Origin of the sequence: Nocardioides zeae, assembly GCF_010686755.1 — a bacterium.
GTDB lineage: Bacteria > Actinomycetota > Actinomycetes > Propionibacteriales > Nocardioidaceae > Nocardioides > Nocardioides zeae.
Window position 1 is genome coordinate 188,632 of sequence record NZ_JAAGXA010000007.1, and the last position, 22,304, is coordinate 210,935.

The 22,304-nt window shown below is 73.9% G+C and carries 20 protein-coding genes; 9 read left to right on the forward strand and 11 right to left on the reverse strand.

The genetic code is table 11. The annotated features are described in order from the left end of the window. Position 1: 1 nt before the first annotated feature. The 8 genes from G3T38_RS11935 to G3T38_RS11970 form a co-directional block, all read right to left on the reverse strand. A complete protein-coding gene (locus tag G3T38_RS11935) occupies positions 2-946 on the reverse strand; it encodes a carbohydrate ABC transporter permease (protein ID WP_338037611.1) in 945 nt (314 codons plus the stop codon). Further along, complete coding sequence (locus G3T38_RS11940) at positions 943-2,253, reverse strand: extracellular solute-binding protein (protein WP_163772519.1); 1,311 nt, start codon at positions 2,251-2,253, stop codon at positions 943-945. The genes G3T38_RS11935 and G3T38_RS11940 overlap by 4 nt, the downstream gene beginning before the upstream one ends. Positions 2,254-2,395: 142 nt before the next feature. Next, positions 2,396-3,427: an alpha/beta hydrolase gene (locus G3T38_RS11945; RefSeq protein ID WP_163772520.1), complete on the reverse strand. Its 1,032-nt coding sequence runs from the start codon at positions 3,425-3,427 to the stop codon at positions 2,396-2,398. Positions 3,428-3,522: 95 nt separating this feature from the next. After that, a complete protein-coding gene (gene glpX, locus G3T38_RS11950) occupies positions 3,523-4,569 on the reverse strand; it encodes a class II fructose-bisphosphatase (RefSeq protein ID WP_174267893.1) in 1,047 nt (348 codons plus the stop codon). A gap of 52 nt (positions 4,570-4,621) precedes the next feature. Beyond that, a complete protein-coding gene (locus tag G3T38_RS11955; protein WP_163772521.1) occupies positions 4,622-5,611 on the reverse strand; it encodes an ATP-binding cassette domain-containing protein in 990 nt (329 codons plus the stop codon). After that, positions 5,608-6,414, reverse strand: a complete 807-nt coding sequence (locus G3T38_RS11960; protein WP_163772522.1) for an ABC transporter permease — start codon at positions 6,412-6,414, stop codon at positions 5,608-5,610. The genes G3T38_RS11955 and G3T38_RS11960 overlap by 4 nt, the downstream gene beginning before the upstream one ends. Before the next feature lie 17 nt (positions 6,415-6,431). Further along, positions 6,432-7,205 carry a molybdate ABC transporter substrate-binding protein gene (gene modA / locus G3T38_RS11965; protein WP_163772523.1) on the reverse strand — a complete coding sequence of 258 codons (774 nt, stop codon included), beginning with the start codon at positions 7,203-7,205 and terminating at the stop codon, positions 6,432-6,434. Between the two features lie 61 nt (positions 7,206-7,266). Continuing rightward, on the reverse strand, positions 7,267-7,656 hold the full coding sequence (locus tag G3T38_RS11970) for a TOBE domain-containing protein (RefSeq protein ID WP_163772524.1): 390 nt from the start codon (positions 7,654-7,656) through the stop codon (positions 7,267-7,269). Between the two features lie 152 nt (positions 7,657-7,808). Here G3T38_RS11970 and G3T38_RS11975 point away from each other — a divergent pair, with 152 nt between their 5' ends. Together G3T38_RS11975 and G3T38_RS11980 are read left to right on the forward strand one after the other, a co-directional pair. Next, on the forward strand, positions 7,809-8,456 hold the full coding sequence (locus G3T38_RS11975) for a DUF4245 family protein (protein ID WP_163772525.1): 648 nt from the start codon (positions 7,809-7,811) through the stop codon (positions 8,454-8,456). Between the two features lie 87 nt (positions 8,457-8,543). After that, entirely contained in the window at positions 8,544-9,764 is a 1,221-nt protein-coding gene (locus tag G3T38_RS11980) for a glycerophosphodiester phosphodiesterase (RefSeq protein ID WP_163772526.1), read from the forward strand. Positions 9,765-9,767: 3 nt separating this feature from the next. On the opposite strand, the gene G3T38_RS11985 is transcribed toward G3T38_RS11980, so the two are convergent. Beyond that, positions 9,768-10,088: a hypothetical protein gene (locus tag G3T38_RS11985; protein WP_163772527.1), complete on the reverse strand. Its 321-nt coding sequence runs from the start codon at positions 10,086-10,088 to the stop codon at positions 9,768-9,770. 53 nt (positions 10,089-10,141) lie between these two features. After that, positions 10,142-11,530, reverse strand: a complete 1,389-nt coding sequence (locus G3T38_RS11990; RefSeq protein WP_163772528.1) for a PspC domain-containing protein — start codon at positions 11,528-11,530, stop codon at positions 10,142-10,144. Between the two features lie 186 nt (positions 11,531-11,716). Here G3T38_RS11990 and G3T38_RS11995 point away from each other — a divergent pair, with 186 nt between their 5' ends. From G3T38_RS11995 to G3T38_RS12010, 4 genes are all read left to right on the forward strand, one after another. After that, a complete protein-coding gene (locus tag G3T38_RS11995; protein ID WP_163772529.1) occupies positions 11,717-13,117 on the forward strand; it encodes an ATP-binding protein in 1,401 nt (466 codons plus the stop codon). Between the two features lie 68 nt (positions 13,118-13,185). After that, positions 13,186-13,827 carry a response regulator gene (locus G3T38_RS12000; protein ID WP_420846805.1) on the forward strand — a complete coding sequence of 214 codons (642 nt, stop codon included), beginning with the start codon at positions 13,186-13,188 and terminating at the stop codon, positions 13,825-13,827. Between the two features lie 135 nt (positions 13,828-13,962). After that, complete coding sequence (locus tag G3T38_RS12005) at positions 13,963-15,426, forward strand: APC family permease (RefSeq protein WP_163772531.1); 1,464 nt, start codon at positions 13,963-13,965, stop codon at positions 15,424-15,426. After that, positions 15,423-15,893 carry a universal stress protein gene (locus G3T38_RS12010; RefSeq protein ID WP_206675858.1) on the forward strand — a complete coding sequence of 157 codons (471 nt, stop codon included), beginning with the start codon at positions 15,423-15,425 and terminating at the stop codon, positions 15,891-15,893. Before G3T38_RS12005 ends, G3T38_RS12010 begins: the two co-directional genes overlap by 4 nt. 93 nt (positions 15,894-15,986) lie before the next feature. On the opposite strand, the gene G3T38_RS12015 is transcribed toward G3T38_RS12010, so the two are convergent. Next, positions 15,987-17,822, reverse strand: a complete 1,836-nt coding sequence (locus tag G3T38_RS12015; protein ID WP_163772532.1) for an NAD(P)/FAD-dependent oxidoreductase — start codon at positions 17,820-17,822, stop codon at positions 15,987-15,989. 192 nt (positions 17,823-18,014) lie between these two features. On the opposite strand from G3T38_RS12015, the gene G3T38_RS12020 reads away from it, so the two are divergent. The 3 genes from G3T38_RS12020 to pcrA all read left to right on the forward strand — a co-directional run bounded on the left by G3T38_RS12020 (position 18,015) and on the right by pcrA (position 22,232). Then, positions 18,015-19,193, forward strand: a complete 1,179-nt coding sequence (locus G3T38_RS12020) for a GAF domain-containing protein (RefSeq protein WP_338037612.1) — start codon at positions 18,015-18,017, stop codon at positions 19,191-19,193. 49 nt (positions 19,194-19,242) lie between these two features. Further along, positions 19,243-19,602 (forward strand): hypothetical protein, encoded by a 360-nt coding sequence (locus G3T38_RS12025; RefSeq protein ID WP_163772534.1) that lies wholly within the window; start codon positions 19,243-19,245, stop codon positions 19,600-19,602. A gap of 77 nt (positions 19,603-19,679) precedes the next feature. Next, on the forward strand, positions 19,680-22,232 hold the full coding sequence (gene pcrA, locus G3T38_RS12030) for a DNA helicase PcrA (RefSeq protein ID WP_174267894.1): 2,553 nt from the start codon (positions 19,680-19,682) through the stop codon (positions 22,230-22,232). The last annotated feature ends 72 nt before the right edge of the window (positions 22,233-22,304 follow it).

A 22,304-nucleotide genomic window follows, 5' to 3' on the forward strand; every position in this document is an offset into this window, starting at 1 on the left:
CTCATCCCTCCTGCCGGGCCGCAGCCAGGTCGACGCGGAACAGCTTGACGATGCCGAAGGCGATGACGAGCACCGAGAGGAACAGGAGCACCGACAACGCGGACCCCATGCCGATCTGGAACTGCTCGATCACCTGGCGGTAGGTGAGGAACGAGACCGACTCCGTGTTCACCGCACCACCCGTCATCACGAAGATGTTGTCGAAGATGCGGAACGCGTCGAGGGCGCGGAACAGGATCGCGACCATGATCGCCGCCCGCATGTTCGGCAGGATCACCTTCCACATGCGCTGCCACCAGGTGGCGCCGTCGACCTTCGCCGCCTCGATCATGTCCTCGCTGACCTGCGCGAGACCCGCGAGGAGCAGCAGCGACATGAACGGGGTCGTCTTCCAGATCTCGGAGACGCAGATGGCGAACAGGGCCGGGAACTGCTCCCCGAACCAGTTGAAGTTGTCCTCGATGAACGGCACCCAGGCGTTGACGAAGCCGTTGGTCGAGGAGAACGCGAACTGCCAGGCGAAGCCCGACACGACGGTGATCACGCCGTAGGGGATGAGGATCGAGGTGCGGATGATGCCGCGCGCGAAGATCACGCGGTGCATCACCAGGGCGAACACGAACCCGATGACGAGCTCGAAGAACACCGTCACGACCATGATCCCGACGGTCACGAGCATGGTGCGCCAGAACAGCGGGTCGCTCAGCGCGGTCACGTAGTTCTGCGCGCCGACGAAGCTCCGGTCGTCGGGCGCGGTGAGCGCGTAGTTGGACAGGGACAGCCAGAGGGCCTGGAGCATCGGGAACGCGGTGACGAACAGCATCACCACGAGCGCCGGTGCGACCAGCTTCATGCCCAACCGGTTCTCGGCGACCGAGCGGTCGCTGGCGTTCTTCGACTTCGGGGTCTTCGCGACCCCGGCCGGTGCGGTCGTCGTCGCGCTCACAGCAGCGCCTTCCCCTGCAGGACGTCACGGATGAAGTCGGCGGACTCGCGCGGCGTCTTCTCGGGGTCCACCGAGGCCGGCGGGTGCCAGGTGCTCTGGACGGCTCCCGAGATCTGGTTGTAGAACGCGCTCTTCGGACGGGTGCCGCCGGCCTCGATGCTCTCGCGGTAGAGGTCGAGGAGACCCGCGTCGTACGCGTCGACGAGCTCCTGCTCCTCGTAGACCGAGGCCCGGGCGGGCATGAGGCCGTCGTTGACCGCGAGCTGCAGCTGCGCCTCGGGGTCGGTGACGCACTGCGCGGCCTCGATGGCCCAGTCGGGGTGCTCGCTGAACGCGCCCACGCCGATGTCGATGCCGCCGACCGGGGGAGCGGACTCCTCGCCCTCGACGGTGCGCGGGTAGCGCGCCCAGGCGAGGTCGGCGAACTCCTCGTCGGAGACGGTGCCCTCGTAGTTCTTGTAGACGAACGTCCAGTTCGTCATGAACTCGCCGGGCCCGTCGCCGTACATCGCGCCGAGCGAGGTGCCCTCGCGGGACACGGAGAGGTCGGACTGGGCGGCGGGGGAGTCGGCCAGCTGCTGGACGACCGCGGCGGCGGCACGACCGGCGTCGGAGTCGATGTCCACCTGGGCGTCGACCCCGGCCTCGGTGTCGCTGACGATGTCGCCGCCCGCGCCCTGCACGAGCGAGTTGATCCACACCATGTAGGCCTCGTAGCGGTCCGCCTGGACGCCGACGGTGGCGCCGTTCTCGGAGGCCGCGTCGATGACCTGCGACCAGGTCGCGGTGCCGTCCTGCAGCGCGTCGGCGATGCCGGCCTGCTCGGCGAGCGACTGGCGGTACCAGAGCACCTGCGTGTTCGCCCACTGCGGCGCCGCGTAGACCTTGTCGTCCCACTGCACCGTGTCGGCGGGGCCCGAGAGCACGTCGTCGTCGACGACCGCGTCGGCCGCGTCGCCCTCGAACTCCGCCAGCCAGCCCGCGTTGGCGAACTCCGCCACGAAGACCGGGTCGAGGCTCATCAGGTCGGTCGACGAGTCGTTGGCCGCGAGCCGCCGGGCGAGCTGGGTGCGCTGGTCGGTGGCGCCCGTCGGGAGGAGCTGGATCGCGATGTCGTAGTCGTCGGTGCTGCACCGCTCCGCCAGTGACGTGAGCGTGGCCTGACCGTCGGGGTTGATGTACCAGTTCAGCGTCGGTTTCCCGTCGCTGCTGCAGGCGGAGAGCGTTCCTGCGGCGAGCACGAGGGCGGCGCCGATGCCGACCCTCCTCACCGCGGAGCCCGCCCCACGTCCTTGGGGGTCACCCATCTGCCACTCCCTCTCCCTTGAGTTGTGTGCACCACAGGTCTAGACCGTGGTGCCCGCAATTGCAAGGAGATCCAGCGCGTCGCGCCACGTCAGACGGGGTGCGACGGGAATTCGTGAGGTCGCGGCACGGTCGAGTCGGGCGTCACGCCGCGCGGGCGGCCGTGCGGCTGATCACGTCGACGAAGAGCGGCCAGAGCCCGGCGGGAAGGTCGTGGCCCATGCCCTCCACGAGCGTGAGGCGTGCGTCGGGGACGGCGGCCGCGGTGGCGCGACCCCCCGAGACGTGGACCATCCGGTCCTGCTTGCCGTGGACGACGGACACCGGGATCCGCAGCTCGCCCAGCGCCCGCGTGCGGTCCGGCTGGGTCAGGATCGCCAGCATCTGCCGCAGGATGCCGCTCCCGCTGACGCCACGTCCGTGGGTCTCCACCGCGCGGGCCCGGATCCCGTCGGGGGTGTCGGTGTAGGCCGGCGAGCCGATCAGGCGTGCCATGAGGGCCGTGCTCGCGACGTACGACTCCAGGTCGGGACGCCGCGGCGACAGCAGCGAGGGGATCAGCCGCGGGTGCTGCCAGCCCACGCGGCGGTTGCCCGTCGTCGACATGATCGACGTCAGCGACAGCACGCGCTCGGGGTGGTCGACGGCGATGGTCTGCGCGATCATCCCGCCCATCGACACACCCGCCACGTGTGCCCGGTCGATGCCGAGGTGGTCGAGGAGGAGCACGCCGTCCTCGGCGAGGTCCGCCATGGTGTACGGCGCGGCGACCGGCCGCCCGAGGAACGCCTGCACCACGCTGGCCTTGCCCACCCGGGCGCGGACGCGGGTGGAGCGACCGACGTCGCGGTTGTCGTAGCGCACGACGTGGAAGCCCTCGAGCGCGAGCATCCGGCACATCCGGTCCGGCCACCAGGTGAGGTGCCCACCGAGCCCCATGACGAGGAGCACGGCGGGGTCCGCGGGATCGCCGTAGGTCTGGTAGCAGAGCTCGATGTCGGCCCGCACCGGAGCGACGAGCTCGTCGGAGCGCCGCACCGCGGCCAACTCGGGCGGGAGGTCCGGCGGCAGCCCGTCCTCGCCGACGCGCTCCTCCTCCGCCGGTGCCAGGCCGGCGTCGAGGCCCTCCAGCGCCGTCTCCGGGTCCGTCGCGCTGGGACTCTCGCTGCTCACCATGAGTCCCATTATGGGGACGCCCCCGCGGAGCGCCCCGACGTCGCCGCGGAGCGTGCCCCGCGGCGACGTCGCGGCGGGGTGGCGGCGGGGGTGGCTCAGCGCTCGAAGTCGATGGCCGAGTAGGCGCGCAGCTTGCTGAGGCGGTGCTCGGAGGTGACCTGGCGGATGGTGCCGCTGCGGGAGCGCATGACGAGCGAGTCGGTGATGGCGCCGCCGCCCGAGTAGCGGACGCCCTTCATGAGGTCGCCGTCGGTGATGCCCGTGGCCACGAAGAAGCAGTCGTCGCCCTGGACCAGGTCGTCCGTGCCGAGCACGAAGTCGCGGTCGAGGTTGTGGCCGGCGTCGAGGGCGCGCTGGCGCTCGTCGTCGTCGGTGGGCCAGAGGCGACCCTGGATGATGCCGCCGAGGCTCTTCATCGCGCAGGCCGCGATGATGCCCTCCGGCGTGCCGCCGATGCCGAGCAGCAGGTCCACGCCCGAGCCGGCACGGGCGGCGGCGATGGCGCCGGCGACGTCACCGTCGGAGATGAACTTGATGCGCGCGCCGGTCTTGCGGATCTCCTCCGCGAGCTGGGCGTGGCGCGGCCGGTCGAGCAGCACGACGGTGACGTCCTCGGCGGCCGACTTCTTGGACTTGGCGACGCGGGCGATGTTCTCCGCGACAGGGAGGCGGATGTCGACCGAGTCGGCGGCGTCGGGACCGGCGACCAGCTTCTCCATGTAGAAGACCGCGGAGGGGTCGTACATCGAGCCCCGCGGCGCCACCGCGAGCACGGCGATGGCGTTCGACATGCCCTTGGCGGTGAGCGTCGTGCCGTCGATCGGGTCGACGGCCACGTCGCACTCGGGACCGGTGCCGTTGCCGACCTGCTCGCCGTTGAACAGCATGGGGGCGTCGTCCTTCTCGCCCTCGCCGATCACGACGACGCCGTTCATCCCGACGCTGGAGATCATGACGCGCATGGCGTTGACCGCGACGCCGTCGGCGCCGTTCTTGTCGCCCCGACCGACCCAGCGGCCGGCGGCCATGGCCGCGGCCTCCGTCACGCGGACCAGCTCGAGCGCCAGGTTGCGGTCGGGCGCCTCCGGCTCGACGCGCAGTCCGGCGGGAAGGTCGGTCACCACGGAGGGGTCAGTCGCCATGGGCGGATCGTAGCGGGACGCGGCCGCCGCCGGTGGACCAGTCCGGCTCGCCTCACGCGTCGACCGGGTAGCGCACGACCGCGGTCTCCTTGGTGCTGGCCCACACGGGCGTCCCGGGCTGCAGCAGCAGCTCGGCCACGGCCGCAGCGGTGACGTCGGCGATCAGGTCCTGGCCCGTGGAGGTCCGCACCCCGACGCGCACGCCGTCGCCGTACGGCGTCAGCTGGCTCACCTGCCCCGCCCAGCGCAGGCGCGCCGACCCGCTGGGCTCGGTGGGCGACAGCGTGACGGCGCTGGGCCGGAACGCGAGCAGGCCGGCGCCGTCGGCCGCGGCGACGAGGTTGAGGCCGACGAGCCGCGCGACGTGGTCGGTGCGGGGCCGGGCGGCCACCTCGGTGGGTGTGCCCGTCTGCGCCACGCGGCCGTCCTCGAGCACGACCATGCGGGTGCCGAGCGTGAGGGCGTCGACGGCGTCGTGGGTGACGAGCACGACGACGCCGTCGTACGACGCCAGGTGCCGCGCCAGCTCGACGCGGAGCGTGGCGGCGACGCCCACGTCGAGCCCGGTGAAGGGCTCGTCGAGCAGGAGCAGGCGCGGCTCGGTCACGAGCGCCCGCGCGATGGCCACCCGCTGGGCCTGGCCCCCGGAGAGCTGGTGGGGACGGCGGTCGGCCAGGGCGCCCACCCCGAGCCGCTCCAGCTCCGTCGTGGCGCGGGCGCGCGCCGTACGGCGGTCGACGCCCCGGGCCCGCAGGCCGAAGGCGACGTTCTCGCGGGCGCTGAGGTGGGGGAACAGGTCACGGCCCTGCACGACGTGGCCCACGCGGCGGTCGCGCGGCAGCGCGTGCGGGGTGGACCACGACCGACCGTCGACGGTGAGCTCCCCGCTGTCGGGCAGCAGCCCGGCGAGGCAGCGCACGAGCGTCGTCTTGCCGGCGCCGTTGGGCCCGACGACGGCCACGACGTCGCCCGCGTCGGCCGTGACCGTCGCGTGCAGGCGACCCGGCACGTCGAGCCGGGCGTGGAGGAAGGGGGTGCTCACGCGGCGGCTCCCGGGGTCAGCCACCGGTTGCGCAGGAGGAGCAGCACCCCGACCGAGGCGAGGAGCAGGATCATCGCCAGCGTGCGGGCGGCGGCGGGATCGTCGAGGTAGACCGCGTAGATGCGCGACGGCATCGTCTGGGTCGTGCCGGGGTAGTTGCCGGCGAACGTCACGGTGGCCCCGAACTCGCCCAGCGACCGGGCCCAGGCCAGTACGCCGCCGGCGACGACGCCGGGGAGGGCGAGCGGCAGCGTGACGCGGCGGAAGGTGTGCCACCGCGTGGCGCCGAGCACCGCAGCCGCCTCGTCGAAGGCCTCGCCCGCACTGCGCAGCGCCCCCTCGACGCTGATCACGTAGAAGGGGAGGGCGACGAAGGTGTGGGCGAGCACGACCGCCGCGGTCGTGTAGGGGAGCGTGAGGCCGGTCGCGTCCCGCAGGGGCGCCCCGAGGAGGCCGCTGCGGCCGAGTGCCGCGAGGAGCGCGACACCGGCCACGACGGGCGGCAGCACCAGGGGGACGGTGACGAGCGCCCGCACGAGCCCGCGCCCCCGGAACTCCACGCGCGCGAGCACCCACGCGAGCGGCGTGCCGACGAGCGCGCACGCGACGACGGTCGCCAATGACGTCCGGAGGCTCAGCCACAGGGCGGCGCGCACCTCCGGCGTCCGCAGGTCGTCGATGAACGACGCCCACGGTGTGGCGACGACGAGGGCGACGAGCGGCACGACGAGGAACACCACGGCGACGAGCGCCGGCACCCAGAGGAGGGCCGGCGCTCGTCCGAGGGGGGACCGCGCGGTCATGGGGAGAGTCTGCGGGGTCAGGGGGTGCCGAACCCCGCCGCCGCGAACACCTCGGCGCCGGCCGACGACAGCACGAAGTCGATGAAGGCCTGCGCCACGGCCGTGTTCCGGCTCTGGTCCAGCAGGGTGATCGGGTACTCGGTGGTCAGCCGCTCGGGCAGGTCGAACGTCTGCACGTCGTCGCCCGCGGCGAGGGCGTCGGTGCGGTAGACGAGACCGGCGTCGGCCTCGTCCTCGACCACGCGCGACAGCGTCGCCTTCACGTCGGGCTCGAGGCTCGCGGGCTCGCGCTCCACCCCGGCGTCGGCGAGGGCCTCCGCCGACAGGCCGCCGCACGGCGCGGTCTCGACGCAGATCACGTAGGTGACGTCCGGGTCGTCGAGGGAGTCGAGGCCCGTCACGCCGGCCGGGTTGTCGGCCGGCGCGACGAGCACGAGGTCGTTGGTCGCGAAGACGACCGGCTCCTCGGCCTGGGCGTCGGCGGCCCGCTCCATCGAGCGGAGGTCGGCCGTCGCCAGCACGTCGCCCGGTGCGCCCTCGGCGGCCTGGTCGGCCAGCGTGCCGGAGGAGTCGAAGACCAGGTCGACCTCGACGCCGTCGTGCTCGGCCTCGAACTGCTCGGCGAGGTCCTCGAACGTCTCGGTGAGCGACGCGGCGGCCGCGACGGTGATGGAGCCGCTCAGCTCGCCGTCGGTGGTCCCGGCGCCGGTGTCGTCGTCGCCGCAGGCGGCGAGGGGCAGCAGGGCGAGGAGGAGGACGGGGGCGGCGGTGCGCAGGGTCGGGCGGTTCACGGTGCTCCTGGTGGACGAGGCGGTGGGCGAGGCGGTGGGGGAGGCGGTCGGGAGGTGCGGTTCAGGGACGTTCGACGACGACGCTCGTCGACTTCACGGACGCGACGGCGCGGGCGCCCGGCGCGAGGCCGAGCTCGGCGGCGGCCTCGGCGCTCATGAGCGAGACCACGCGGTAGGGCCCGCACTGGATCTCGACCTGGGCCATCACCGTGTCGGCGACGACCCGCGTCACGATGCCGGGCAGCCGGTTCCGGGCGCTGACCGAGCGCGCCCGGGGGTCGGTGGGCGTGTCCGCCTCCGCGGCGAGGTACGCCGCGAGCTCGGGCCCGTCGACGACCGTGCGTCCGCCGTCGCGGCGCGCGGGCAGGCGCCCGGCGTCGATCCAGCGCCGTACGGTGTCGTCGCTGACGCCCAGCAGCTCGGCGGCTTCGCTCACGCGGTAGGTGTCCACGACGCACAGCATGCCGCACGTGCGGTTCTCGTCGGGCGCCAGGGTCGTGTCTGCGGGTCCCGGGCCGTGGTGGACCCGCACGTGCGGGCGGGTCGAGGGCCGTGCGCCACCCGCCCGTCGGGTGGTCGCCGGGGAGTTGAGACACTGGGGCCGTGTCGCAGACGTCCCCGCCCGCCGGTCGGCCCGGCCGCTACAACCGCAGCTTCAGCGGCCTGATCGTCTCGATGGTCGTCCTCATCCTGGCGGTGCTCGGCTTCGTGCTGGTGCGCGACCTCGCGCGGTCCGACCCGGACATGCCGGTCGCCGAGGTCGACTACGTGGAGGCCGTGCGGGCCGGGCAGGACTCGGGCTTCCCGGTCGTCTACCCGCCGACGCTGCCCGACGGCTGGGTCGCCACGTCTGCCCGGTTCCCGCTCGGGCCCAACCCGGAGTGGACCCTCGGGATCCTCGTCGACGGCGACGACTTCGTGGGGGTCAAGGTCGTGCGGGGCGACTCGGGTGCCGTCCTCGACCGGGTCCTGGGCGACCCCTACGAGGTCGACGGCGGCATCGACGTCCCCAACGACGACCCGCTGCTGTCCGGCGACTGGTCGGCGGCGAGCGAGGGCCAGGACGAGGCGCTCTACACCCAGGTCGAGGTCCCGGTGCCCACCGCGGCGGGGGAGGACGGGGAGACCGCCGACCCCGGTGCGGCGCCGCAGACCGACACGGCCGTGGTGGTCGTCTACGGCACGATCGGCGAGGACCGGCTCGTGGACTTCGCCACCACGCTGACCTCCGAGGCCCTGCCCGCGCGCTGATCGGTTCACCCGCCGCTGGGTCGGGCGTCACCCCCGAGCCACGCGGGGGACCGCCCGGCGTCGCCGGCGTCGGTTTCGGTGGCGCGCATGACCTCTCGGACCCCGCTCTTCCCCCGCATCCGCGCGACGGTGCTCGCCACCGCCGTCACGACCTGCCTCGGCGCCGGCCTTCTCGCCCCCGCGACCGCCGCCGCTGCCGCACCCGCCGCCGCCTCCGCCTCCGACAGTGACCGGGGACCCGGTCACGGCGCGGGGCACGGGACGGGTCACGGGCGGCACGCCCAGCCGGAGGTGATCGCCCACCGCGGCGCGTCGGGATACCGCCCGGAGCACACGCTCGCGGCGTACGAGCTCGCGGTCGCGCAGGGCGCCGACATGATCGAGCCCGACGTCGTGGCGACGAAGGACGGCGTGCTGGTCGCCCGCCACGAGAACGAGATCTCCGGCACCACCGACGTCGCCGACCACCCCGAGCTCGCCGACCGCCGCACCACGAAGGTCATCGACGGACGTGCGGTGACCGGGTGGTTCACCGAGGACCTCACGCTCGCCGAGCTGCGGACCCTCCGGGCCGTCGAGCGGCTCCCGGAGGTGCGGCCGGGCAACACCGCGTACGACGGGCGCTACCCGGTGCCGACCCTCGAGGAGGTCGTGGAGCTGGCCGCCGAGCTGTCGGAGGAGACGGGCCGGGAGATCGGCGTCGCGCCGGAGACGAAGCACCCGACCTACTTCGACTCCATCGGCCTCAGCCTGGAGGAGCCGCTCGTGGAGCTCCTCGACGCGCACGGTCTCGACGACGAGCGGGACCCCGTCGTGGTGCAGTCCTTCGAGGTCGGCAACCTCCAGGAGCTCGACGAGCTCACCGACGTGCGCCTGGTGCAGCTCGTGGACGCCGCGGGCGCGCCGTACGACCTCGTGGCCGCCGGCAGCGACGTGACCTACGACGACCTGCTGACGCGCGGCGGGCTGCGGTGGGTCGCGCGGTACGCCGACCAGCTCGCCCCGCACAAGGACCGGGTGCTGCCGCGCGACGCGGCCGGTGCCACGGGCCGCCCCAGCAGCGTGGTGCGCGACGCCCACCGCGCCGGCCTCGAGGTGGTCGTGTGGACCCTGCGGGCGGAGAAGCAGTTCATGGCGACGAACTTCCGGGTCGGGACCGACCCCGACGCGCACGGCGACCTGGCCGCGGAGGCGACGGCGTTCCTCGACGCCGGCGTGGACGTGCTCTTCGCCGACCACCCGGACGTCGTCGTCGCGGCCCGCGACGCGTGGGTCGAGCGTCGTCCCGGCCACGGCCACGGCCGCTGAAGGTCAGCGGCCGCGGGCGGCGCCCGGGCGTCGCCACACCGTGGCGGCGAGCCCGGCGGCACCCGCCGCGAGCCACGGGATCGGCAGCAGCCAGCGGGTGTCGCTCGCGTCCGCGGCGCCCGACGCGAGCAGCGCCCAGACCCCGGCGAGCCCGAGGAACGCGATGCCCATCACGAGGTGGCCCACGTTGACCGGGTGGCGCCCGGCGGCCCACCCCGATCGCGCTGCTGGTCCGGGGTGGGACGCCGCGTCGGGCGCGGGCGGCTCGTCGAGCAGGTCCGTCAGGGGTGACGTGTCGCGGTGGTCGCGGTGGTCGTCTCGCATGGTGTCCTCCTCGGGGGTGCGGCGCGTGATCGGTGCGGTCGGCTCGTGCGCGCTCATCGGGTCACCACCACGACCTCGCCGAGGCCGAGGCGCACGTCGAGCGTCAGCGCCGTCGCCTCGTCCACGCCGGCGGTGGTGCCGGGGGCGTCGTACGCCTGGTTGAGCGACAGCCCCGGGCCGTCGCTGGTGCGGTCGAGCACCCGCACGGAGCCCAGGCCGACGTCGGTGCGGACGATGGCGTCCAGGCCGTCGGGGAGCGTGATCTCGACCCGGCCGGCGCCGCTCTCCACCGTGAGCTGCCGACCCTCCAGGGCGGGGACGTCCGTCACGCCCGTCAGGTCGATCGTGGTCTCGCCGGCACCGAGCGTGTAGCGGTCTCCCAGCGCCGCGGCCTGCGTCGGCCGGACCTCGAGGCGGGCACCGGCCACGTTCTCGACGACGAGGGCCAGGGCCGTGACGGGGACGAGCACCAGCCCGAGCAGGACCAGGCCGCCCGGGCGGCCGAAGAACGAGCCCACGACGAGGACGGCGCCGACGACGGCGAGGGCGAGGGCGGGGTACGCCGACGCGGTGACGTCCGCGCCCGCCAGGTCGACGACCGCCAGCACGCCGACACCGAGCGACGCGAGCGCCAGGGTGAACCAGAAGAGGAGGGGACCCGGCTTGCGGGGGCGGCGCACGGGCGGGACCGGCGGGACGGTGTACGCCGGCGGCACCGAGGAGCCGGGCGGCACCGACGACGCCGCGGACGGCGTCGCGGGAGCCGCGGCGTCGTGGTCCTTCGTGAGCGGCACGGCCGGCGGCGCGGCGTACGGCGAGGTGGGCCCGTACGTCGTGGCGTACGGCGAGCCCGGGGCGTACGGCGAGCCGGGGGCATACGGCGAGCCTGTGGCGTACGGCGAGGCAGGGGCCGCCGGTGCGTCGCCCGGTGCGGTGGTCGGCACGTGGGGCATCGCGTAGGACGCCCAGTTCCGCGCGCGCTCCTCGGACCGGCGCTGGTGCTGGCCGACGAGGAGCGCCACGACGAGGCCGATGAACAGCAGGGGCCAGGGCACCCAGCCGCTGACGAGGTCGCCGAGGAGGGCGAGGCCCGCGAGCGCGGTCGCGATGAGGAGCGCCACGTTGCGGCTGCGGTCGTCGAGCGCGACGACGGCCTCGTCGGTGTCGTCCGCGGGGACCAGGAGCCAGAGCGCGCCGTAGAGCAGCAGCCCGCTGCCCCCGAAGAGCACCAGCACGGCGAGCGCGACCCGGGGCACGACGGGGTCGACGTCGAAGTGCCGGGCGAGGCCGCCGGCCACGCCGGCGAGGTAGCGGTCGCCCCGCGTGCGGCGCAGCCGCTTCAGGTCGCGCATGTCGCGGCCGTCCACGCGGGGACCGCCGGACGCGCCGGGGGACTGGCTGTCGTGGGGCCCGGCGTCGGGCCCGTCCTGTGTCGTCATCATGGATCCAGCGTCGTCGGCGGGGCGGCTCCCCACCATCGGGGACGCCCCTGATCCTGCCCCGGTCCCGACGGGTCCGGGGCGAGGGGTGCGGTCGGGGCGCGTCGGGGAAGGGGGCCCCGGCTCGGGGGCGGCTCGGGGTTCGTCCCGATGTGCCGGCGCCGACGGGCGTGTGACGATGGCGGCACCATGACCACCCGTGCCCCGCTCCCCGCGCCGCTCCCCGTGCCGCGCCGTGCGGGCCGCGACCTCGAGCGCGGTCTCGTCGGCGGCGTGGCGGCCGGCCTCGCCGACCACCTCGGGCTCCCCGTCCTGCCGTTGCGGATCGGCTTCGTCGTCGCCACGGTGCTCGGGGGCCTGGGCGCGGTGCTGTACGGCGCGTACTGGCTCTTCCTGCCCGCCGCCCCCGTCGGCGGCGACCCCGCTGCTGCCCCCGGTCTGGCCGGCGCAGTCCGGGACGGGCGACGCCCCCGTGGCCTGCTCGGCCGTCCCGCCGGACGCACCGGCGACGCGATCGTCGTCGGAGTGCTCTCGGTCGGCCTCGTCCTGGCCGTCGAGGCTGTGGTGGGGCGGGGCGCCCTCGTCTGGGCGGTCGCGCTCGTCGCCGGCGGCGTGGCCCTGCTGTGGCGCCAGGCCGACGAGGTGCAGCGCGAGCGGTGGGTCGAGCGCACCGAGCGGATGGACCCCGTCGGGATGGTGCTCGGGTCGGGCGGCTGGGCGGCCTGGACGCGGATCGCGCTCGGCGTCCTCCTGCTCGGCGCGGGACTGCTCCTGCTGGGCTTCCGCGACGGCGGGATCGGGGCGGCGCGCGAGGTGGTGCTGGCGGTGCTCCTCGGCATCGGCGGGCTCGCCGTGGTGGTCGGACCCTGGGTCGCGCGTCTGGTGCGCGACCTGGGCGACGAGCGCACGGAGCGGATCCGCAGCCAGGAGCGCGCCGACGTCGCCGCGCACCTCCACGACTCGGTGCTGCAGACCCTGGCGCTCATCCAGAAGAACGCCGGTGACGGCGCGACCGTGGCCCGGCTCGCCCGAGCCCAGGAGCGCGACCTGCGGGCCTGGTTGTTCGCGGAGGAGCGTCCCGGGGCCCCCGGAGCGGGCACGGGGGCGGCTCCCGAGACGTTGGCGGCCGCCGTGCGTGCGGTCGCCGCGTCCGTCGAGGACGACCACGGCATCGAGGTCGAGGTCGTCGCGGTCGGCGACGCGCCCTGGTCGGAGCGGGTGCAGCCGGTCGTGGCGGCGGTCCGGGAGGCGCTCGTCAACGCGGCGAAGCACGCGGGCACGGGTCGCGTCGACGTCTACGTCGAGGTGCTCGGAGGCGCGGTGGACGTGTTCGTCCGGGACCGCGGTGCCGGTTTCGACCCCGACGACCTGCCCGCCGACCGGCACGGGGTGCGCGGCAGCATCGTGGACCGCATGGTCCGCCACGGCGGTACGGCGCGGATCAGGTCCGCGCCGGGTGAGGGCACCGAGGTGCGGGTGCACCTGCCCGCGCCGGACGATCACGCGGGACAGCCGGGGCAGCCGGGACAGCCGGGACAGCCGGAGCAGGGCGTCGGGAGCATCGACGCCGCAGGGAGGGGAGCACAGTGAGCGGCGCAGGACGCGACGTACCGGGCCGGGCGGAGCAGGCGGGCGAGCCGGGAGGGGCGCCACGGCCGGTGCGGGTCGTGGTGGTCGACGACCACCACATGTTCCGCACCGGGGTGCGGAGCGAGCTGGCGGCGGCCCCGGCGGCGGTGGCCGTCGTCGCCGAGGCGGCCGACGTGGACAGCGCGGTCGCCGCGGTGGAGCGCGAGCGCCCCGCGGTGGTGCTGCTCGACGTGCACCTGCCCGGGGGCGGCGGGGTCGAGGTCATCCGCCGCACGCAGACGACCGCGCCGAGGACCCGGTTCCTGGCGCTCAGCGTGAGCGACGCCGCCGAGGACGTCATCGGCACCATCCGCGGGGGAGCGCGGGGCTACGTCACGAAGACGATCAGTGGTGCCGAGCTGGTCGACGCCATCGGTCGCGTCGCCGACGGCGACGCGGTGTTCTCGCCGCGGCTCGCCGGGTTCGTGCTCGACGCGTTCGCCGGTGCGATCCAGGTCGCGGAGGTCGACAGCGACCTCGACCGGCTCTCCGAGCGCGAGCGGGAGGTCATGCGCCTCATCGCCCGGGGATACGCCTACAAGGAGGTCGCGAAGGAGCTCTTCATCTCGGTGAAGACCGTCGAGACCCACATGTCGAGCGTGCTCCGCAAGCTGCAGCTCTCCTCGCGCCACGAGCTGACCCGCTGGGCCTCGGACCGCCGCCTGCTCTGAGGCGAGGGGGAGCGGACTGGTCGACCGGGACGGTTGACAAGGGTCGTGTCGCTGGGTTCAGTGGCCCGTCTGCACCACGGGTGCCTGCCTCCGCGGTGGGTACCTCCCCGTCAGCAGACTCTCGGAAGGCACGACATGGCCGACCCCGCGCACGTGCACGACCTCGCGTCCGAGCTCGACGACGACAACCTCCAGCGGTCGATCTCCGGCTGGCTGCTCTTCTTCTACGTGCTGGGCGACGTGCTCGGCTCCGGCATCTACGTGCTCATCGGCGCCGTCGCGGCCGCGGTCGGCGGAGCGTTCTGGCTCGCCTTCCTCGCGGGTGTCACGGTCGCGACGCTGACCGGTCTGGCGTACGCGGAGCTGGTCACGAAGCACCCCCAGGCGGCCGGCGCGGCGCTCTACGTCAGCAAGGCCTTCCGCAGGCCGTTCCTCACCTTCATCATCACGATCTGCATGCTGTCGGCGACCTTCGCGGCCGCGGGGTCGCTGGCGACCGGCTTCTCGTCGTACTTCGCGCAGGTCTGGGAGCTGCCGCCGCCGCTGCTCATCGCCGTCATCTTCGTGGCGTCGCTGGCGGTCGTGAACTTCATCGGCATCACCGAGTCGGTGGTCGCCAACATGGTGATGACGTTCGTCGAGGTCGCGGGCCTCGCGGTCGTGGTGCTCATCGGCGTCGTGTACGTGAGCCGCGGCGAGGCCGACTTCTCGGTGCTCGTGCAGTTCGACACCGACGGCAGTCCGGTCTTCGCCGTGGTCGCCGGCGCCGCGCTGGCGTTCTTCGCCATGACGGGCTTCGAGAACGCCGCCAACGTCGCGGAGGAGACCGTCGACCCGTCGCGGAACTTCCCCCGCGCCCTCATCGGCGGCATGGTCGGCGCCGGCATCATCTACGTGATCGTCGCCATGACCGCGGCCCTGACGGTGCCGATCGACACCCTGGCCGAGTCCGACGCCGCGCTGCTCGAGGTGATCAAGGCCGACATCATCCCGGTGCCGGTCGGGGTGATGACCACGATCTTCGCCATCGTCGCCATGGTCGCGATCACCAACACGACCCTGGTGGCGCTGGTGACCCAGTCGCGCATCCTCTACGGCATGGCCCGGGAGGACGTCGTGCCCGGCGTCTTCGCCAAGGTCCACGCCGCGCGCCGCAGCCCGTGGGTGGCGCTCGTCTTCTCGGCGCTCGTCGTCACGACGCTCCTCGCGGTCGGCCACACCCTCGACGCGGCCGGCATCGGCGGCTCCAGCGGGGTGGTCGAGCGCCTCGCCACCGTCACGGTGGTCTTCACCCTCGTCATCTACGCCCTCGTGATCGTCGCCGCGTTCGTGCTGCGGCGCGACGAGCGCCCGGCCGACACCTTCCGCGCGCCGACCGCCCTGCTCGGGATCGGGATCGTCGGCAACGCGGGCCTGCTGGTCTACGTCGTCGTCGACGACCCCACCTCCCTGCTCTGGTGCGCGGGCCTCCTCGCCCTCGGGCTGCTGCTGTACGTCGTGGAGCGCTTCTTCGGTCGACGGGGCGAGACCCGGCCGCCGCCGGGCACGGCCCGGACCACGAGCACGAGCACGACGAGCACGGGGGAGGAGCACCGATGAGCATGCACGTCGTCGTCGCCACCGACGGCTCGAAGCAGTCCCTCGCCGCCGCCCGGCACCTGCGGGCCCTCGCCGCGCCGGAGGCCCTGAGCGCCGTCACGGTGCTCGCGGTCGTGCGCCCGCTAGCGGCCGTCTCGTTCGTCGACGAGCTGTCGGGGACGGGCCGCGAGGACGCGGCGTCGTCGGTCGCGAGCTTCCGCGACGCCGCCAAGGCGTCGATCGACGTCATCGCGGCCGTCTTCGACGGCTGGGGCCCGAAGGTGCACCGCAAGGTGCGCTCCGGGTCGCCGGCCAACGAGATCATCAAGGTCGCCGAGCAGGTCGACGCGGGCCTCGTCGTCGTGGCCAGCGGCGGCCGCGGGCTCAGCGACCGCGTGCTGCTGGGCAGCACCGCGCAGCGGGTGCAGCAGTACGCTCCGTGCCCGGTGCTCGTCGTGCGCCCGGCCCCCAAGCGTCGCCGCGCCTGATCCGGCCCGCCGCACCGGCGGACCCGTCCCGACGCCGACCGGGGGTACGCCGCGGGCGGCTCCGCGTCGTACCCCCGGCCGGGCGGTGCGGGCTCAGGACCGGTGGTGCACGTCCGCCTGGGCGAACACCGGCGTCGCGATGCCCTCGAACCGCGCCTTGAGCTGGAGCGCGAGGTAGAGCGAGTAGTGCCGCGACTGGTGCAGGTTGCCGCCGTGGAACCAGAGGCCGGGCTGCTGGGTGGGCTTCCACATGTTGCGCTGCTCGCCCTCCCACGGGCCGGGGTCCTTGGGGGTGTCGGACCCGAGGCCCCACACCTTGCCGACGCGGTCGGCGACCTCGGGGCTGATGAGGTCGGCGGCCCAGCCGTTCATCGAGCCGTAGCCCGTCGCGTAGACGACGAGGTCGGCCGGCAGCGTCGTGCCGTCCTCGAGCACGACGGCGTCCTCGGTCAGGTGGGAGACCTCGCCCTTCGCGAGCTTCACCTCGCCGTCGGCGACGAGCTCGGCGGCGCCCACGTCGATGTAGTAGCCGGAGCCGCGGCGCAGGTACTTCATGAACAGTCCCGAGTCGTCGGCCCCGAAGTCGAGGTCGAAGCCGGCGGCCTCCATGCGGGCGTAGAAGTCGGCGTCCTGCTCCCGGATCCGGTCGTAGAGCGGGATCTGGAACTCGTGCATGATCCGGTAGGGGAGCGAGGCGAAGACGAGGTCGGCCTTCTCCGTGGTGACGCCCGCGGCGAGCGCACGCTCCGAGTAGAGGTCACCCAGGCCGATCTCCATGAGCGAGGCGCTCTTGACGAGGTGGGTGGAGGACCGCTGCACCATCGTCACGTCGGCGTCGTTCTCCCACAGCGCGCCGCAGATGTCGAAGGCCGAGTTGTTGGAGCCGATGACGACGACCTTCTTGCCGCGGTAGGCGTCGGGGCCGGGGTGCTGCGAGGAGTGCTGCTGCTCGCCGCGGAAGACGTCCTGGCCCTCGAAGGTGGGCCAGTTGGGCTTGCCCGACATGCCGGTGGCGAGCACGAGCTGGGTCGGCTGCAGCGTGAGCGGCTGGCCCTCCCGCTCCACCTCGACGGTCCAGGTGCCCGTCTCCTCGGAGTAGGAGGCGGCGGTGGCGGTCGTGGAGGACCAGTACGGCACCTCCATCACCTTCGTGTAGAACTCCAGCCAGTCCCCGACCTTGTCCTTCGGCGCGAAGACCGGCCAGTTGTCGGGGAACTTCAGGTAGGGCAGGTGGTCGTACCAGACCGGGTCGTGGAGGCACAGCGACTTGTAGCGGCTGCGCCACTGGTCGCCGGGCCGCGGGTGCTTGTCGATGACGAGGCTCGGCACGCCGAGCTGACGCAGCCGCGCGCCGAGCGCGATGCCGCCCTGCCCGCCACCGATCACGAGCACGTACGGCTGCGTCGTCGAGCCGAGCGACGCCGCCTCCTCCTGGCGCTTCTCGCTCCACGTGCGGCGGTCGCGCTGCGCCCCGTGCTCCGCTCCCATCGGGCGGCGGGTGCCGCGCGGCTCCTCGTGGCCGGTGAGCTCGAAGAGCGTCGTCAGGAAGGTCCAGGCGACGAGACGGCCGTCCTCGTCGCGCAGGCGGGCGAGACCGCGGCCGCGGCCCGTCGCGGTGGCGAACTCGAACCACGCCGTGACGACGCCGTCCTCCTCGGTGGCGTCCTCGCCGAGGCGGAAGTCGTGGGGGTCGGTGCCCTCGAGCGTCGCGGTGAGCAGGTCCGCGACGCCGGCCCGGTCCTCGACGGTCGTCAGGTTCCAGCTGAACGCGACGAGGTCGCGCCAGAAGCTCGTGGTCGCGAACTGCTCGGCGGCGCCGGCGACGTCGCGGGCACGGAGCGCGGCCTCGAACCGGTCGAACCAGGCGGTCGCGCGGGCCGTGGGGTCGGACGGGCCCGTGTCGGTGGGCCGTTCGGCGATCTGGGTCATGGTTGTTCCTTCCGATCAGGTGTGACCCAGGACACGCCTCCCCGGTTCGACCGCGGAAGCGTTGCGGGGCGTTGCGGGGCGTTGCGCCACGTTGCACCGTGACCCCGGTCACGACACCCGCCTATGCTGCCGGGGTCCGTACGACGCGGTGCGGGCCACGCGGCAGCGGGAGGCGGCATGGGGTTCAGCGCGGTGGCACCCGGGACCGACCTGTCGGTCCACGCCCGCGAGCTGCGGCGGGTGCACGACGCCGTCCTCGGCGGCACGCGCCTCGCGCCCGGGGCCCGGCCCCGCGCGGTGGTGGCCCGGTCGTGGCGGCGGATGCTCGAGCTCGGCCTCGACCCGGACGGGGCGGGCGCCCGCGACCCGCTGCCCCTCGCGGAGGTCGAGGCGCGGCGCCGGCGATCCCCGCTGTCCGACGTCATCGACGACCTGCGCCGCGCGCTCGCGAGCGTCGCCGACGCCTCCCGCTTCCTCCTCGTCGTGACCGACGCGGACGGGATCATCCTGTGGCGCGAGGGGGCGAGCGCCGTGCGCCGCCGGGCCGACACGCTCGGCTTCGGCGAGGGGGCGCTCTGGTCGGAGTCGCAGGTGGGCACCAACGCGATCGGCACCGCACTGGCCGAGCAGGCGCCCGTGCAGCTCTTCTCCGCCGAGCACTTCGAGGCGCAGCAGCACCCCTGGTACTGCACCGCCATGCCGCTCCACGACCCGCGCACCGGGGACCTGCTCGGTGTCGTCGACGTGAGCGGCCCGGCGCTGACGATGCACCCCGCGATCACCGCCCTGGTCGAGACGGCGGTCCGGCTCGCCGAGGCCCGCCTGGCGCAGCTGCACGCCGAGCGCCTCGATCGGCTGCGCCGCTCCTGCGACCACGTCATCGGTACGTCGACGGGCCCGCTCCTCGTCGTCGACGACGACGGCTGGGTGGCGCACCGCTCGGGCATCGCCGTGCGCGACCGCATCGCCGCCCCGCGGGCCGAGACCACGGTCGCCGTGCCGGGCCTGGGCGTCTGCCTGCCGGAGCGCCTCGACGGCGGGTGGCTGGTGCGCCCGGCTGCGGCGGAGCGGCGGCTGCGCATGCGGCTCGACCTGCGGGGGGAGCCGCTGCTGGAGGCGACCTCGGGCGGCGAGCAGTGGCGTCGGGCGCTGAGCCGCCGGCACGCCGACATCCTGGTGCGCGTCGCCGCCGCCGGCCCGGCCGGCCTCACGCCCGCGGCGTTGAGCCGCGACCTGTTCGGCGACGACACCCACGAGGTGACCGTCCGCGCCGAGGTCTCGCGCATGCGGCGCGTGCTCGGCGCGGTGCTCGGCACTGCGCCCTACCGCCTCGCGCCCGAGATCGAGCTCGAGGTGCTGCCCGGCTCCTGAGCCGACGTGCGTGGCCGGGCCCGCGGCGCACGCCGTAGGGTCCCGTCCCGTGGAGATCCTGCGGCTCGTCCTCCTGCTCCTGCACGTGCTCGGCTTCGCCGCGCTCATCGGCGGCCTCCTCGCGCAGGTGCGCGACGAGGAGAAGCGGATCACGCCCCCCGTGCGCGACGGCATCGGCACGGCCTTCGTGGCCGGGCTGCTGCTCGTCGGCGTCCTGGAGGCCGGCGACGCGGACGTCGACCACGTGAAGATCGCGGTGAAGTTCGCGATCGGGCTCGTGCTGCTCGTGCTCGTCATGGCCAACGTGCGCAAGCCGCGGATCCCCGACGGCCTGTTCTTCGGCCTGCTGACGCTGAGCATCGTCGAGGTCGTCGTCGCGATCTTCGTCTCGCCCGTCCACACCTTCTGAGCAGGTCCCCGGCGCCCCCGTCCGTCGGGGTCGCCGGGGCCAGGAACGTCGGCGCCCGGACGTAGGCTGGTCCGACGATGAGCAGCTCCTCCATGATCCCCGGCCTCGAGCACCTCCTGCCCCCCACGCCGTCCCCCTCGACCGCGTCGACGCCGTCGGCCGCGGGCCGTGGCGCGACGGACGCGTCGGGTGGTGCGGACGCGTCGGACCAGCCGAGCGGCACGGGCGCCGAGGCGCTCCTCGAGGGGCTCAACGACCCGCAGCGCGAGGCGGTCGTGCACGCAGGCGCCCCGCTGCTGGTGGTCGCCGGCGCGGGGTCGGGGAAGACCCGCGTGCTGACGCGCCGCATCGCGTGGCTCGTGAGCCAGCGCAAGGCCCACCCGGGGTCGATCCTGGCCATCACGTTCACCAACAAGGCCGCCGCCGAGATGAAGGAGCGCGTCGAGGCGCTCGTCGGGCGGCGCGCCCGCGTCATGTGGGTCTCGACCTTCCACTCGGCCTGCGTGCGCATCCTCCGCAAGGAGATCGACCGGCTGGGGTTCTCCTCGAGCTTCTCGATCTACGACGCGGCCGACTCCCAGCGCCTGATGACCCTGGTGCTCAACGACCTGGACCTCGACCCGAAGCGCTACCAGCCGCGCGCCGTGCTGACGTGGGTGTCCAACGCGAAGAACGAGCTGAAGGACGCCGAGCAGGCGACCGCCGAGGCCGACAACGGCGTCGAGCAGGCCTACGCGTCGGCCTACGCGGAGTACCAGAAGCGCCTGCAGGCGGCGAACGCGCTGGACTTCGACGACCTGATCATGCTCACGGTGCACCTCTTCGCGGCGTACCCGGAGGTCCGTGAGGTCTACCGGCGACGGTTCCGGCACGTGCTCGTGGACGAGTACCAGGACACCAACCACGCGCAGTACGCGTTGATCCACCAGCTGTGCGCCGACGACCCCGAGGCCGCCCGCGACTCGGTGCTGGCGGGCGCCGCGGCGCCGGGTGACGCCGGCGGGTCCGGCGGGGAGCGCGTGCCGCCGAGCGAGCTCATGGTGGTGGGCGACGCCGACCAGTCGATCTACGCGTTCCGTGGCGCCAACATCCGCAACATCCTCGACTTCGAGCAGGACTTCCCGAACGCCTCGACCGTGCTGCTCGAACAGAACTACCGCTCCACCCAGACGATCCTCACCGCCGCGAACGCGGTGATCGGCAACAACGAGGGCCGCAAGCCGAAGCGGCTGTGGTCCGACGCGGGTGACGGTGAGCCGATCGTCGGCTACGTGGCGGACGACGAGCACGACGAGGCCCGGTTCGTCGCCGACGAGATCGACAAGCTCACCGACGAGCACGGCGTGCGGGCCTGCGACGTCGCGGTGTTCTACCGCACCAACGCGCAGTCGCGCGTCTTCGAGGAGATCTTCGTGCGCGTCGGGCTGCCCTACAAGGTGGTCGGGGGCGTGCGGTTCTACGAGCGCAAGGAGGTCCGCGACGCGCTGGCCTACCTGCGGCTGCTCGCCAACCCGGCCGACGAGATCTCGCTGCGCCGGGTGGTCAACACCCCGAAGCGGGGGATCGGCGACCGGGCGCAGGCGTGCGTGGCAGCGCTGGCGGCGCGCGAGGGCACGACGTACTGGGAGGCCCTGCGGGTCGCCCACCGGGCCGACGGCATCGCGTCGCGCTCGGTCAAGGCCATCCGCGGCTTCGTCGACGTGGTCGAGGAGCTCCAGGAGATGGTGGCGGCCGACGAGCGCCCCGACGTGATCCTCGAGGCGGCGCTCGACCGGTCGGGCTACCTGGCCGAGCTGGAGGAGTCCGACGACCCGCAGGACCACACGCGCGTGGAGAACCTCGCCGAGCTGGTGGCCGTGGCCCGGGAGTTCGCGGACGACCCCCAGGCGGGTCCGTCGGCCGACCCCGACGACGTCGAGGCGGGCGCGGTGCAGCCGGGCCTCCGCGACTTCCTCGAACGGGTCGCGCTCGTGGCCGACGCCGACCAGATCCCCGACGACGACGGCGGTGACGGCGTCGTCACGCTGATGACGCTCCACACCGCCAAGGGCCTGGAGTTCCCCGTGGTCTTCCTCAGCGGCATGGAGGACGGGGTCTTCCCCCACATGCGCGCCCTCGGGGACCGCAAGGAGCTGGAGGAGGAGCGTCGCCTGGCCTACGTCGGGCTGACCCGGGCGCGCGAGCGGTTGTACCTGTCGCGGGCCGTCGTGCGGTCCGCCTGGGGCGCACCGTCCCACAACCCGGCGTCGCGGTTCCTCGACGAGCTGCCGGCGACGCTCGTCGACTGGCGACGCACCGCCGCCGCGATGACGACGTGGAACCGCCCCGACCTCGGCTCCTCGTGGTCCGGCGCGTCGCGCTCGGGCTCCACGCCGCTCGGCGCGCCCACCCCGGCGGGCCGACGCAACTTCTCGGCGGCCGCCGCCCGTGCCGACGCGGCCGCCAAGGCCAAGAAGAACCGCGAGGTGCCGAACCTGGCGCCCGGGGACCGCGTCGTCCACGACACGTTCGGCATGGGCACGGTCGTCACCGTCGAGGGCGCCGCGGACAAGGCCGTCGCGTCGATCGACTTCGGCAGCAGCGGCGTCAAGCGCCTGCTGCTGCGCTACGCGCCGGTCGAGAAGCTCTGACCGCGGGCGGTGTCGCCCCGTCAACGCGACAGTCCCTGACGTTTCCGACCACCTGGATCGATCCAGGTGATC